This window comes from Bacillus luti (assembly GCF_001884105.1).
GTDB lineage: Bacteria > Bacillota > Bacilli > Bacillales > Bacillaceae_G > Bacillus_A > Bacillus_A luti.
The window spans coordinates 12,776-27,113 of sequence record NZ_MACI01000042.1; the positions used below are offsets into that span (position 1 = coordinate 12,776).

The window sequence follows — 14,338 nt, forward strand, 5'->3', positions numbered from 1 at the left end:
CTGATTAAAGTTTTAATTTAAATGAAAACTCGAAGGGAGGAAGCTGCAAGAAGAGTCATATATGCTTTTCGCGCAGTGGGACAACAAGTGAATATATTATTTGCAGTATCAGAATGTGTACCGTTTGTGAAATCTGGAGGATTAGCCGATGTAGCGGGTGCGCTCCCAAAAGAGCTGAAAAAATTAGGTGTGGATGTTCGCGTTATACTTCCGAATTATAGTCTTATTCCGAAAAAATTAAGAGATGGATGCACGCTTCATAAAGTAATTAACGTTCCGCTTGGCTGGAGAAATCAATATTGCGGCATTTTAAAAGGTGAACAAGACGGGATAACGTATTACTTAATAGATAACGAATATTATTTTAAGAGAGATTCTCTATATGGCCATTATGATGATGGGGAGCGTTTTTCTTATTTTTCGAAAGCAGTTTTAGAGTGTATTCCGCATCTTGATTTTGAAGTAGATGTTCTTCATAGCCATGATTGGCATACAGCTATGGTTAATTTCTTACTTCGTGAAAAGTATCAAGATAACCCGTTATATGAGCATATTAAAACGGTATATACAATTCATAACTTGCAGTTCCAAGGAGTATTTCCTCCTGAAGTGATGTACGACTTGTTAGAGCTTGGTGATGAATATTTGCATAGTGAGCAGCTAGAGTTTTATGGAAATGTGAACTTTATGAAAGGCGGTATTATCGCTTCGGATCAAATTACAGCGGTTAGCCCGACATATAAAGAAGAAATTCAATATGAATTTTTCGGTGAGAAGTTAGATGGATTACTGCGAAAATATAATGATAAGCTTAGTGGCATTGTAAATGGAATTGATACGAGCGTATATAATCCAGAAACGGATTCGTATATTAAGGCTCAGTATGATGCAGAGTCACTAGAGGAAAAGAGTGAAAATAAACGCGCTTTGCAGCGTTATTTTGGTTTGCCAGAAAAAGAAGATACACCAATCATTTCGATGGTAACACGATTAACGAAGCAAAAAGGACTTGATTTAGTACGTACTGTATTCCGCGAAATAATGGAAGAAGATGTACAATGTATTATTTTAGGTTCGGGCGATTCGGAATATGAGCAGTTCTTTGAATGGATGGCATATGAGTATCCAGAAAAGGTGAAGGTGTATATTGGATTTAATGAGGAACTTGCGCATCAAGTGTATGCAGGAAGCGATCTATTTTTAATGCCTTCACTGTTTGAGCCGTGTGGACTTGGACAACTTATTGCATTAGCGTACGGTACGATTCCGATTGTAAGAGAAACAGGTGGATTAAACGATACTGTACAATCTTATGATGAAGAAACCGGAGAAGGAAATGGTTTTAGTTTCACGAATTTCAATGCACATGACATGTTGTATACAGTTCACCGTGCAATTGAGTTGTATCACGATAAACCTGTGTGGGATAGTCTTGTAAAGCAAGCGATGACTGAAGATTATAGCTGGGGGAAATCAGCTCTTGCCTATAAGAAATTGTATAAAAGTCTCATGGAATAACATGTAGGTGGTGAAGAAATGTTTACTCATGTTGAAAGTTTCAAATCAGCTTTTCTAGAAAAGTTAGAGACGATGTACGGAAAAAGTTTCAAAGACTCTACAACTCGTGATCAATATAATACGCTCGGCCATATGGTACGAGAGTATATGAATAGTCAATGGATTGCAACGAATGAAAGTTACCGAGCTGGTGAGCAAAAGCAAATGTATTACTTATCCATTGAATTTTTACTTGGACGTTTGCTTGGAAGTAACATATTAAATTTAGGCATCAGGGATGTATGTGAGCAAGGACTGTCTGAGCTCGGGATTTCTTTACACGATTTAGAAGAGGTGGAAGCAGATGCAGGTCTTGGTAATGGTGGACTTGGACGTTTAGCAGCCTGTTTCCTTGATTCACTCGCTTCTTTAAACTTACCAGGACATGGCTGTGGAATTCGTTACAAACATGGCTTATTTGATCAAAAAATTGTTGATGGTTATCAAGTTGAATTTCCAGAACAGTGGCTTCTTCATGAAAACGTATGGGAAGTAAGAAGATATGATCAAGCCGTAGAAGTAAGTTATTTTGGCAGTGTTGAACCGTTAGACATTGACGGACGTTTAGAGTTCAGACATACGAATGCAGAAGTGATTATGGCAGTGCCATATGATGTTCCAGTAGTAGGTTATGAGACAAGTACTGTAAATACACTTAGACTTTGGAATGCTGAACCAGTTCCTTTCCCGCAAAATTGCAAAGATATTTTGAAATATAAGCGTGAAACAGAGGCTGTATCTGAGTTCTTATATCCAGATGATACGCATGATGAGGGGAAAATACTTCGCCTAAAACAACAGTATTTCCTCGTATCAGCAAGCTTGCAAAATATCGTTCGTATGCATAGAGAAAGATACGGTAGCCTTCGTCAGTTGCATGAAAAAATTGCAATTCATATTAACGATACCCATCCGGTTTTAGCAATTCCTGAACTGATGCGTATTTTATTAGACGAGGAAAAGTTAGCATGGGAAGAAGCTTGGCATATAACGACGCAGACGATTTCTTATACAAATCATACGACGTTATCAGAAGCACTTGAGAAGTGGCCAATTCACATTTTTAAACCGTTATTACCGAGAATATATATGATTATTGAAGAGATTAATGAACGTTTCTGTCATGAGCTTTGGGAACGTTATCCTTATGAATGGCATCGTATTGAAGAGATGGCAATCATTGCGCATGATCTTGTGAAAATGGCTCATTTAGCAATTGTCGGAAGCCATAGCGTCAACGGTGTAGCGAAAATTCATACGGAAATTTTAAAACAGCGTGAAATGCGATTGTTCTATGAGTTTTACCCAGATAAGTTTAATAATAAAACGAATGGAATCGCTCATAGGCGCTGGCTCATGAAGGCGAATCCGCAGCTGACGAATCTTATTTCGGAAGCGATTGGAACAGAGTGGAAGAAAGAACCGATTAAACTGCAAGCATTGCAAACTTTTCAGTACGATGCTAGTTTCCAAGAGAAGCTTGCGGGTGTAAAGCAAGAGCGGAAGATTATTTTAGCGGAGCGCATTCATAACCAAATGGGGATTACGATTGATCCAAATTCTATTTTTGATGTGCAAGTGAAAAGACTGCATGCTTACAAACGACAATTATTAAATGTTCTTCATATTTTATATTTGTATAACCGTTTGAAAGAGGATGCTAGTTTTTCATTTTATCCGCGCACCTTTATTTTCGGAGCAAAAGCATCACCAGGCTATTATTATGCGAAGAAGATTATTAAATTAATTAATGAACTTGCAAGAAAAGTAAATAACGATCCGTACGTAAGTCAATTTATGAAAGTTATCTTTCTAGAAAACTACCGAGTTTCTTTAGCGGAAGATATATTCCCAGCAGCTGATGTGAGTGAGCAAATTTCAACTGCAAGTAAGGAAGCATCAGGAACAGGGAATATGAAATTTATGATGAATGGTGCAATTACGCTCGGAACGTTAGATGGAGCTAATATTGAAATAAAAGACCGGGTCGGTGATGCAGCCTGTTTCATTTTCGGCTTAACGGCGGATGAGGTTCTTCATTACTATCAAAATGGTGGATATCGTGCAAGTGATTATTATCACCACAATATGCACATTAAAAAAGTAGTAGACCAGCTAACGAATGGTTTCTTTACACATGTAGGGGCTGAATTTGAAGCGATTTATGATTCTCTCGTTATTCAAAATGACGAATATTTCGTTCTTCGAGATTTTGGTCCATATGCGGAAAGACAGGAAGCTGTCGGTAGAGCTTATGAGAATCGAACGAAGTGGCTAGAAATGTCGATTTTAAATATTGCACAATCTGGTCATTTTGCGAGCGATCGAACGATCTTGCAGTATAGCAATGAGATTTGGGGTATTGGTAATACCGTTAAACTATATTAAGTGAAAGTCCCTTTTGAAGGGACTTTTCTTTATTATGTTAAGGTTTGGTGAATTGCATATGAAGGATATATATGAACAAGCCGATTTAAAAACAGATAGATTAATTTTAACGAAGATACATCAGTCACATGTAGACGATTTATTTGAAGTGTATTCTAATTCGAAAACAGCTACCTATGTGCCTCGGGAAGTGCATAAAACGAAAGAGGAAACGCATAGTTTATCCCGCTTTAATGGGCAGTAAGACCCCCACCTCAAAATTCAGCGAAAGCAAAGAAGTTAGGTAGGGGTCGGGCTGCCCATAAAAGTCCGATTGGTGAAGGCTAATAATCAGTGGGGGATGAAGAAAACCCCCACTGATTAAAGTTTCACTTTATTAGGAACTATGCTTGTAACGATAAGCAAAGGTAAGGCTCTTATATGGTCTATTATGCTGAAGGACACTCAAAAAGCGATTGGAACGTGTGGAATATGGCTCATGCCACATAATAGTGCATCGATTGGAGCTGTAATTAGCCCGGCGTATTGGGGAGAAGGATTTATTGTTGAAGCTTTCGAACAAATTATTAAAGTTGGTTTTCAAGAATTAAATTTGAATCGCATTGAAGGAAGATGTGATGTGAGAAATATAGCTTCTGAACGTGTAATGCAAAAGTTAAAGATGGTATATGAAGGAACATTGAGGCAAAGTGTACAAATGAATAATACGTATAGTGATGCTAAAGTGTATTCACTTTTAAAACAAGAATATAATCGTTTAAAAAACCGAGCTTAATGAAATTAAGCTCGGTTTTTTTACTTTGCTCAAGAAAGAAATGGTATAGCGGTATATATGATACCTGTTCCACCATATTCTCCTGTCGCAAAGTATGAAAATGTAAAGAAACCTGTAAACGAAAAAATTATAATGAGAAAAAGTGCAAGGATAAATTTTAGCATGTAAGGTCCCCTCATCCAAAGATTATTTCATATATTATTATAGTATAAGGATATTAAATTTCCAATTAATTACTGGTTAAAAATGAGAAGTCAGACATGTTTTGTATGTTGTAATGGAATGATTATTCGTAATAGATTTTGTGTTTTTCGTAAAAGTCATGTTGTGATGAACATGAGCATATTCCCAATCACGATCATTAAAATTTATATTTCGGGGAGGGAGAAGTGGAACGACATCGAATAAGTTGACGAAACGAAAGCTACTAGCTACTTGTAGTTTATAATAATTTCGAAAAGCGATATCTCCTACTTTTGGAGAAGCAAATGTATAAAGTCCATATTGTGCGAAGGCTGTGTTGATTCGTGCATCTAATATGTGTAATGTGGCAAGCGCACCACCTAAACTATGTCCAGTAGCTAATAGTTTTTTGTGTGCTGGTAACGATACGAGCATATCCATAATAGAATCTCGGAAAGATTCATAAATAGAAAGAAAGCCATTATGGACATTTCCGCTGTTTAAAGCATATGGATATGGTTTTTGGTTGACGAGTGAATCGATAATCCAATCTGTATCTGTTTGTGTGCCTCGAAAAGCTACAATAATGGTATCCTCAGATTCTAATATAAATCCGAACCATTCTGTCGTTTGAATGGCTTTCCCTTGAAAGCCTTGTACATATTGAAAACCATCCGGTATTTTGAAAATCCCATTTTGTTTATATTGTTCATACGTTAGCTCACAACAAGAAGCTAACAGTAGGGCAGTATCTTTATCAAAGGATAAAGGAGTACGCATTAATGGGGCCCTCCTTACGAAAAGGTATAGTTCAATATATGCAGTGAGGGACTTGATTCATTCTTTTTGAAAAAAGGCTTGAACCTACAGTTACGTGAGGAAGAAGAAGAGAAGTGGCTAAATGAAGCGATGGAATACTATATGATCCAAACTGATTTGTATAGTCCACCTAAATAAAAAGTGCCCAATAAGGGCACTTTTTACTCTTTTCCATCTAATAAACGACCAAGTCCACCTAAAACACTACCTTCGCCACTGCCTTGAGCTGCTGGGCTTGTAAGGCGTGCTGCTAAGCGGCTAAGTGTTAAGGATTGGATCCAAACTGTTCCAGGTCCTTCTAATGTTGCGAAGAATAAACCTTCGCCGCCAAATAGAGCTGTTTTTACTTTTCCAACGAACTCGACATCATAGTTAATGTCTTTTGTCATGGCAACAAGACAGCCTGTATCAATACGAAGCTTTTCGCCAGGTTTCAATTCACGCTTATATACAGTTCCGCCTGCGTGCATGAAAGCAAGTCCGTCACCTTCAAGTTTCTGCATGATGAAGCCTTCACCACCGAAGAAGCCAGTTCCAATTTTCTTTGTAAACTCGATTCCGATAGAAACACCTTTTGCTGCGCAAAGAAATGCGTCTTTTTGACAAACTACTTTTCCTTGATATTCTGTTAAATCAACAGGAATAATTTTACCAGGATAAGGAGCAGCAAAGGATACGTGGCGTTTGCCGTGACCTGTATTTGTAAATACAGTCATAAACATGCTTTCACCTGTAACGAGACGTTTACCAGCGCCCATTAATTTGCCGAATAAACCGCTAGATGGTCCGGAACCATCACCGAAAATCGTCTCCATTTCGATATGATCTTCCATCATCATCATTGCGCCAGCTTCAGCGATAACGCTTTCTTTTGGATCTAACTCAATTTCAACAAACTGCATATCATCGCCATATAACTTATACTCGATTTCATGTGCTTGCATCTTTTCACCTCATAATTATGTAGTAATTATATTGTACAGAAGTTAAAAGAATTAGAGTACTGTATTTTTGTTAATTTTTGAATAAAAATAGAATGAAAATTTAAGGTTATACTAGTGTTATAAAAAATAATGAAATGAAAGTGTTCTCATTTGACGTTTTTAATATAGCGTGATATAGTGAAATCACTATTGAGCTACATAATGTGGTACGGAAATAAAGCACGTTGAATTAAAGGCTGTAAGCTTGTTATACATTCATGTCCTTTATATCCACCTTTTCATGTGGATTCATAGTTTCATTTTTATTTAGGAGGTACATGACATGCAAACAGGTAAAGTTAAATGGTTTAACGGCGAAAAAGGTTTTGGTTTCATCGAAGTTGAAGGTGGAGACGATGTATTCGTTCACTTCTCAGCTATCCAAGGTGAAGGTTTCAAAACTTTAGAAGAAGGTCAAGAAGTTTCTTTCGAAATCGTTGAAGGCAACCGCGGACCACAAGCAGCTAACGTTACAAAAAACTAATTAGCTAGCGATAAAAAGCATTCCGATTTTCGGAATGCTTTTTTTTATTCTTTGGAACTAGATTCATTTGAAGATAATTCGCCTTTAAAGGTACGTTCTTCAAAGTCATCGAGCATTTGTTCATATTCCTCGTGTTCTTCTGTTGCGAAAACTTGCGGATTTTTCCCATACATATCCGTACCGATAAAGTTTTCGAAATCTTCTACGTATCCTACGTTTTCCTCACTATTTACGTACATACCATTATAGTTTTTGGAATCTTGTCTTTCTAGATCGGACGGTGTTTCGGACGTTCCGTAATTTGCGACATCTTGCCAAGCATCTTCTGCATCGTACTCCACAGAATGGTCTTCATCGTGCTTATGGAAAGAAGGAGATAACACTTCTTCCTCAACTGGACGAGTTTCCATATTTAATTTATTTGTCGCGTGCTGAACGCATGTTGTAGCAGTTGGCATTGCTTCTAATCTTTCAAACGGAATTTCCTCACCAGATACTTCACAAATGCCGTACGTACCACCTTCTATTTTTTGCAGGGCATTTTTCGTATCTTCTAGCTGTTTATGCCAAAGTTCGATGAGTCCAAAATCCTTTTCACGTTCATATAATTCTGTTGCCATATCAGCTGGATGGTTATCATAGCTAGATAATTCTCCAACAGAATCGCGTTCAGATGCACGATTTTCATTTTCATGTGTTTGTATCGTTTGCTCTAGTTCTTGTTGTTGTTTTTCTAAAACGGATTTAAATTGATTTATTTGTTGTGGAGTTAACATAGTCGTCCACCTTCCTACAATTCAGTTTCTTTACATAGTATGAGCGTTGCGAGTAGGAATTATGAGCTGAAATTGGTATATGAAAAAGGAGCCGCGTTAGCAGCTCCTTTCTATAAGAAATATCCAAGCAATAATCCGATTCCCATGAGGAGACCGAAAATTGTATTTGTTTTTGCTGTTGCAATCATCGCAGGTGCCATTTCCATTGGAAGGCTTTTGCCGATGAAACCTTTTGTTGCTTTAAATGCTTTCGGGGCACTTAGAAATACGATGAGCATCCATGGTGATACGATGTTCACAATAATTAAAGCAATTGTCCAAATGTAGGAAACGATGAACATAGAAGCGAGAACACCGATGGCTCTTTCATGTCCAACGAGAATTGCTAGCGTTTTACGACCGTTTTCTTTATCGCCATCCAAGTCACGAATGTTGTTAGCTAGTAAAATGGCACCAATTAAAATGGAGCTTGGGATAGACAGTAAAATGACTTCTGATGTTACAGTTCCAGTTTGGATAAAGAATGAAATACCGATAATAATGACGCCCATAAATAATCCTGCTGTTAGTTCTCCAAATGGTGTATATGCAATTGGAATTGGTCCACCTGTATAAAGGTAAGCAACGGCCATACAAACAAGACCGATTGCAGCAAGCCACCAACTAGAGTTCATACAAATATAAACACCTAATAACATTGCGATACCAAAAAATCCAAATGCTAAGTTCAGTACTGTTTTGGGCTGAATACCATCGCGAACGATAGCGCCGCCGATACCAACTGAACCTTCATGATCTAATCCTCTTTTATAATCAAAGTATTCGTTAAACATGTTCGTTGCTGCTTGAATGAGAAGACAAGCAAGAAGCATCATAAAGAAAAGAGGAAGATGTATTTGATTTATACCGCCGACCTGCATCGCATATGCTGTTCCGATGAAAACAGGAACGAAAGCGGCTGTTAATGTATGGGGACGTAGTAAACTCCACCAAATGCGCCAGCCTGTTTGTTTACTTGGCTTTGGCGCCGTAGGAGAGGAATTCGTTTCGACGTTCATTTCCATGTTGAATCCTCCTTAGGTCACATATTGTACACAATTAAGTGTAGAAAAAGCATCATTTAGTGTCAACGTTTATTTTCTAGGAAGAGAAGGTGAATTTCTCAGAAATGCTAAACGTTGACAGGCCTTTCGTTTGAGGTGTATCTTAAAATCAAGCGTAATTATGACTATTTTTCGCCCATAGGGGGGAGACAATTGTGATTCAAACGAAACAAAAAGGCTTGCAAGAGGTTTTGATTGCAGCCATTAAGCGTGCAACTAATGAAAAAACATTAGTTAGTTTTGTAAAACAAATAGACTGGGTGGATCCACTTCTGTTTTATGCAGCAGGAAAAAGGACTTCATTCGAAAATAGATGTTATTTTGCAGACCCAGCTCAGCATGTAATATTTGCAGGACTTGGTTCTGTTTTCACTATAGCCAATTCTTCTCATAAGCGCTTTCAAACTGCTCGTAATGAGTGGAAGAAAGTAAAAGAGAAAGCAATTGTACAAAGGGATAAATATGAATTTGGTACCGGGCCTCTTTTATTTGGTGGATTTTCATTTGATCCAGAAAAAGAGAAAACGGACTTATGGAAAGAATTTAAAAATACGACGTTTTCACTACCAGCATTTTTATTAACTGTAAAAAATGAAAAAGCATGGTTAACGATGAATACATTTGTTTCAGCGACAGATTGTGCAGATACTCTTTATAACGAAATTGTTTCTTTAGAAGAGAAAATTTTTGGGGAGAGTAAATGTGCATTAGAAGGATCGAAATTAACAGTTACTTCTAAAATAGAAGTGGATCCGAAAGGCTGGATGAAGGCCATTGAGAAAGTGCAAGGTGAGATGAAGCAGGGGAACGTACAGAAGGTTGTATTAGCGAGAGAGTTAAAAGTAGAGATGAATCAAAATATTGATTCTGCTCTTGTTTTAGAAGCGCTTCGCATGGGACAACCGGATTGTTACGTATTTTCTTTTGATTATAAAGGAGCATGCTTCTTAGGAGCGACGCCAGAACGATTGATTCGTAAGGAAGATGAGAAATTTACATCGATGTGTCTTGCTGGTTCAATCGGTCATGGTCATTCTATAGAAGAAAGTGAACGAAATGGTAATACGCTTCTTCATGATGAAAAGAATTTAGCTGAACACGGTTATGTTGTGAATATGATCAGGTCGGTATTAAATGAGCATTGCGAATCCGTTAATATTCCGGAAAGCCCTGGCTTATTAACAACGAAAAACTTAATTCATTTATATACGCCTGTAGAGGCAAAAGGCGATGCGAGTCTTTTAACAATGGTAGAAGAATTACATCCAACACCAGCTCTTGGCGGGACACCTCGTTTGGAAGCGATGAAACTGATTCGTGATGTGGAATTGTTAGACAGAGGATTATATGGTGCACCGATTGGCTGGATAGATGATGAAGGAAATGGTGAATTCGCGGTTGCGCTTCGCTGTGGTTTATTAAATGGCGAGAAAGCATCCTTATTTGCCGGGTGCGGGATTGTAATCGATTCAGTACCGCAACTTGAATATGAAGAAACAAGTTTGAAGTTTAGACCGATGCTTGGTGCTTTGGAGGAATTAATGAAATGAACAATCATATAGAAGCATTATCATATTATTTAGGCGCGTTCGTGGATGAACTGACGCGTCTAGATGTATGTGATGTTGTCATTAGTCCAGGCTCACGGTCAACGCCGATTGCTTTACTAATGGAACAACACGAAGGAATGAACACATATTTACATGTGGACGAAAGGTCTGCAGGTTTTTTTGCGCTTGGTATCGCAAAGGCGAAGAAGCGTCCAGTAGCATTATTATGTACGTCAGGAACAGCGGCAGCGAACTATTATCCTGCTGTATGTGAAGCTTTTCATTCACGAGTGCCACTTGTCATCTTAACAGCGGATAGACCACATGAATTAAGAGATGTGGGTGCACCACAAGCGATGAATCAATTCAATTTATACGGCACTTTTGTGAAGCAATTTACAGAGATGGCAATTCCAGAAACGAGTGAAGTGATGTATCATTACGCCCGGATGACAACGCAGCGTGCGATAGCAAATGCTTGTTTAGCGCCGCAAGGACCTGTTCATCTTAATTTTCCAGTTCGTGAACCGCTTATCCCGGACTTTTCATTAGAAAGTTTATGGGATAAAGGACGAGGGGAATATACAGGAGTAGTTCAGCAAGGGAACGTGACGATGCCGAGTGAATATGTAGATTCTCTTGTAGGGCGCCTTTCACATATGGAAAAGGGGCTTATTATTTGTGGGGATGATAGTCATTCAGAAATCGCAGCGTTTGCAACGCAACTAGCTGAGAAAACAGGATATCCAATATTAGCAGATCCACTTTCTAACATCCGTAGTGGATATCACGATAAAACGATGGTAATCGACTGTTACGATACATTTTTACGAAATGAACTGTTAAAAGAAACGTGGAAGCCAGATGTGATTATTCGTTTTGGTGGAATGCCTGTTTCGAAAGCATTAACGCAGTTCATAAAAAAACAAACGAAAGCCGTTCATATCGTTGTTGATGAATCCGGACAATGGAGAGATCCAGCTCTAGTTGCAACAGAAGTTGTACAAGCAAGTGATGTTGCATTCTGTAAGGCACTAATAGAAAAAATGCCAGCTATGGAAAAGAATGATTGGTCTCAAATGTGGAAACATATAAACGAAAAAACGAAGGAAACGCTTCGTGAAATGGAAACATATGAAACGGCATTTGAAGGGAAAGTTATTACGGATATTGTCCGCGTATTACCAGAAGGGGCAACATTATTTGCGAGTAATAGTATGCCAATTCGTGATACAGATTCATTTTTCTTTACGTCGGATAAAAATATTCAAGTAATGGCAAACCGCGGTGTAAATGGGATTGATGGAATCATTTCGACAGCTTTAGGAGCGAGCATTATTTGTGAACCGCTCGTATTAGTGATCGGTGATTTATCATTTTATCACGATTTAAACGGATTATTAGCCGCAAAATTACACGAATTAAATATAACAATTGTCGTTGTAAATAATGATGGTGGCGGTATTTTCTCATTCTTACCACAGTATGAGAAAAAGGAACATTTCGAATCATTATTTGGAACTCCAATTGGTCTTGATTATGAGCATGTTGTCAAAATGTATGGTGGTTCATTTAGCCGTGTAAATGGTTGGGAGCAATTCCGTGAAGAGGTACAAAAAGGAACAAGGGCGAAAGGTTTACATGTTGTAGAAATTTGTACAAATCGTGATGAAAACTTAACATTGCACCGTACATTATGGGCAAAAACGCAGGACGTAATTACTACATCGTTGCAAGGTGAATCAAAATGAACGTAACGCTGCAAGGTGTATCGTATGAATATGAAGTAATCGGAAGCGGGGAACCACTTCTACTTCTTCATGGTTTTACGGGAAGCATGGAAACGTGGCGTTCCTTCGTTCCTTCTTGGAGCGAGCAGTTTCAAATCATTTTAGTAGACATTGTTGGGCATGGAAAAACGGAAAGCCCTGAAGATGTAATGCATTATGATATTCGAAATGCAGCGTTGCAAATGAAAGAACTACTAGATTACCTTCATATTGAAAAAGCGCACATACTTGGCTATTCAATGGGCGGTAGACTGGCGATTACGATGGCATGTCTATATCCAGAGTATGTACATTCTCTTTTATTAGAAAATTGTACAGCTGGGCTCAAAAGTGAAGATGAGAGAGAAGAACGCCTGGAAAAAGATGAGCGACTTGCCGATAAAATCGAGCGAGAAGGCATCGAAAGCTTTGTAACAATGTGGGAAAATATTCCGCTGTTTGAAACGCAAAAACGTTTAGCAAAAAACGTACAAGAAGCAGTGCGAAAGGAACGACTTGCTAACGATCCAAAAGGACTTGCAAATAGCTTGCGCGGCATGGGAACAGGGGCTCAGCCTTCATGGTGGAACGAGCTGCAAAACTTAAAAATGCCTGTTCTTTTAATGAACGGGGAGCATGATGAAAAGTTCTTTCGCATATTAAAAAACATCGAAAAATGCGTCTCTGATGCGAAATTTGTCAAAATTGATGGTGCTGGCCATGCAATTCATGTGGAACAACCGGAAAAGTTTGATACAATAGTAAAGGGATTTCTAAAAACTATGCAGTGATGCTTTTTTCATCTAAGAAGGAAGACGCACTTATAGAGGAGATCAGAAATATACAAGGAGGTAGTTGTAATGGCTATTGAATGGGTAAAAGAAGGCAATTACGAAGATATTATTTATTCAACATACAATGGTATCGCAAAGATTTCGATTAACCGCCCTGAAGTACATAACGCATTCCGTCCAAAAACGGTAATGGAGTTAATCAACGCTTTTGCACATGCTCGTGATGATGCAAATGTTGGCGTTATCATTTTAACAGGTGAAGGTGGACGTGCATTCTGTTCTGGCGGCGACCAAAAAGTTCGCGGTCATGGTGGATATGTAGGTGACGACCAAATCCCTCGTCTAAACGTATTAGACTTACAACGTCTAATTCGCGCAATTCCTAAACCAGTTATCGCAATGGTGGCAGGTTATGCAATCGGTGGAGGACACGTACTTCATATCGTATGTGACTTAACAATCGCTGCAGACAACGCTGTATTCGGACAAACAGGTCCTAAAGTAGGAAGCTTTGACGGTGGATACGGAGCTGGTTACTTAGCTCGTATGGTAGGCCACAAGAAAGCTCGCGAAATTTGGTACCTATGCCGTCAATATAATGCACAAGAAGCGCTTGATATGGGCTTAGTAAATACAGTAGTACCATTAGAAGAGCTTGAAGCAGAAACAGTACAATGGGCACAAGAAATCTTAGCAAACAGCCCAATGGCACTTCGTTTCCTAAAAGCTGCATTCAACGCAGACACAGACGGTCTAGCTGGTATTCAACAACTAGCTGGAGATGCAACGTTATTGTACTACACAACTGACGAAGCAAAAGAAGGTCGTGACGCGTTCAAAGAAAAACGCAGTCCGGACTTCGGTCAATTCCCTCGTTTCCCGTGATCAAAAGCGGAGCCGACTGTTTAGCCTCGTAGGCTAAGGTTCTTTCGCACAGAAAGTGTTTTTTACTTTCTCGTGCGGAAGGTTCTTAGACGGAAGGGGCTAGGAGGCGTAGCTAGATGTGATCAAAAGCGAAAGCAGCTCGTTCAGAATGTGAGGGGGATGGAGCTTCTGACGTAGAGGCGCTTTTTGCCTCGTAGGAAGAAGTGAAGCCACCGAACATTCTAGCCGCTGTAGCTGGACGTGATCAAAAGCGGAAGCGGCTCGCCAATAAA

General features: G+C 38.8%; 12 protein-coding genes and 2 pseudogenes. 9 read left to right on the forward strand and 5 right to left on the reverse strand.

Features of this window, described 5'->3' with window-relative positions; translation table 11 throughout:
• The first annotated feature begins 87 nt into the window (after positions 1-87).
• The 4 genes and pseudogenes from glgA to BAQ48_RS09660 all read left to right on the forward strand — a co-directional run.
• Complete coding sequence (glgA, locus tag BAQ48_RS09645; protein WP_071710906.1) at positions 88-1,518, forward strand: glycogen synthase GlgA; 1,431 nt, start codon at positions 88-90, stop codon at positions 1,516-1,518.
• Positions 1,519-1,536: 18 nt separating this feature from the next.
• Positions 1,537-3,945, forward strand: a complete 2,409-nt coding sequence (glgP, locus tag BAQ48_RS09650; protein ID WP_071710897.1) for a glycogen phosphorylase — start codon at positions 1,537-1,539, stop codon at positions 3,943-3,945.
• Positions 3,946-4,003: 58 nt separating this feature from the next.
• A pseudogene (locus BAQ48_RS27530) lies at positions 4,004-4,162 on the forward strand (GNAT family N-acetyltransferase); the annotation flags it as partial.
• 156 nt (positions 4,163-4,318) lie between these two features.
• Positions 4,319-4,720: pseudogene (locus BAQ48_RS09660) on the forward strand (GNAT family N-acetyltransferase); the annotation flags it as partial.
• 29 nt (positions 4,721-4,749) lie between these two features.
• On the opposite strand, the gene BAQ48_RS28405 reads toward BAQ48_RS09660, so the two are convergent.
• The 3 genes from BAQ48_RS28405 to BAQ48_RS09670 all read right to left on the reverse strand — a co-directional run bounded on the left by BAQ48_RS28405 (position 4,750) and on the right by BAQ48_RS09670 (position 6,666).
• Positions 4,750-4,884, reverse strand: coding sequence for a hypothetical protein (locus BAQ48_RS28405; RefSeq protein ID WP_000911086.1), 135 nt, complete (start codon positions 4,882-4,884; stop codon positions 4,750-4,752).
• 76 nt (positions 4,885-4,960) lie between these two features.
• Positions 4,961-5,683, reverse strand: a complete 723-nt coding sequence (locus BAQ48_RS09665; RefSeq protein ID WP_071710899.1) for a lipase family protein — start codon at positions 5,681-5,683, stop codon at positions 4,961-4,963.
• Positions 5,684-5,883: 200 nt separating this feature from the next.
• On the reverse strand, positions 5,884-6,666 hold the full coding sequence (locus BAQ48_RS09670; protein WP_071710900.1) for a TIGR00266 family protein: 783 nt from the start codon (positions 6,664-6,666) through the stop codon (positions 5,884-5,886).
• Between the two features lie 322 nt (positions 6,667-6,988).
• Between BAQ48_RS09670 and cspD the strand changes: the two genes are divergently transcribed.
• The gene (cspD, locus tag BAQ48_RS09675) at positions 6,989-7,189 is read left to right on the forward strand and encodes a cold-shock protein CspD (RefSeq protein WP_001193050.1); all 201 of its coding nucleotides are present in this window, start codon (positions 6,989-6,991) and stop codon (positions 7,187-7,189) included.
• Between the two features lie 44 nt (positions 7,190-7,233).
• On the opposite strand, the gene BAQ48_RS09680 is transcribed toward cspD, so the two are convergent.
• A complete protein-coding gene (locus tag BAQ48_RS09680; protein ID WP_071710901.1) occupies positions 7,234-7,965 on the reverse strand; it encodes a yteA family sporulation protein in 732 nt (243 codons plus the stop codon).
• Positions 7,966-8,075: 110 nt separating this feature from the next.
• A complete protein-coding gene (locus BAQ48_RS09685; protein ID WP_071710902.1) occupies positions 8,076-9,029 on the reverse strand; it encodes a 1,4-dihydroxy-2-naphthoate polyprenyltransferase in 954 nt (317 codons plus the stop codon).
• A 194-nt stretch (positions 9,030-9,223) separates the two neighbouring features.
• On the opposite strand from BAQ48_RS09685, the gene BAQ48_RS09690 reads away from it, so the two are divergent.
• The 4 genes from BAQ48_RS09690 to menB all read left to right on the forward strand — a co-directional run bounded on the left by BAQ48_RS09690 (position 9,224) and on the right by menB (position 14,066).
• A complete protein-coding gene (locus tag BAQ48_RS09690; protein ID WP_071710903.1) occupies positions 9,224-10,618 on the forward strand; it encodes an isochorismate synthase in 1,395 nt (464 codons plus the stop codon).
• Complete coding sequence (gene menD, locus BAQ48_RS09695; RefSeq protein ID WP_071710904.1) at positions 10,615-12,369, forward strand: 2-succinyl-5-enolpyruvyl-6-hydroxy-3-cyclohexene-1-carboxylic-acid synthase; 1,755 nt, start codon at positions 10,615-10,617, stop codon at positions 12,367-12,369. Before BAQ48_RS09690 ends, menD begins: the two co-directional genes overlap by 4 nt.
• Positions 12,366-13,178, forward strand: coding sequence for a 2-succinyl-6-hydroxy-2,4-cyclohexadiene-1-carboxylate synthase (menH, locus tag BAQ48_RS09700; protein WP_071710905.1), 813 nt, complete (start codon positions 12,366-12,368; stop codon positions 13,176-13,178). The genes menD and menH overlap by 4 nt, the downstream gene beginning before the upstream one ends.
• Positions 13,179-13,247: 69 nt before the next feature.
• Positions 13,248-14,066, forward strand: a complete 819-nt coding sequence (gene menB / locus BAQ48_RS09705) for a 1,4-dihydroxy-2-naphthoyl-CoA synthase (RefSeq protein WP_016079909.1) — start codon at positions 13,248-13,250, stop codon at positions 14,064-14,066.
• Positions 14,067-14,338 lie beyond the last annotated feature (272 nt).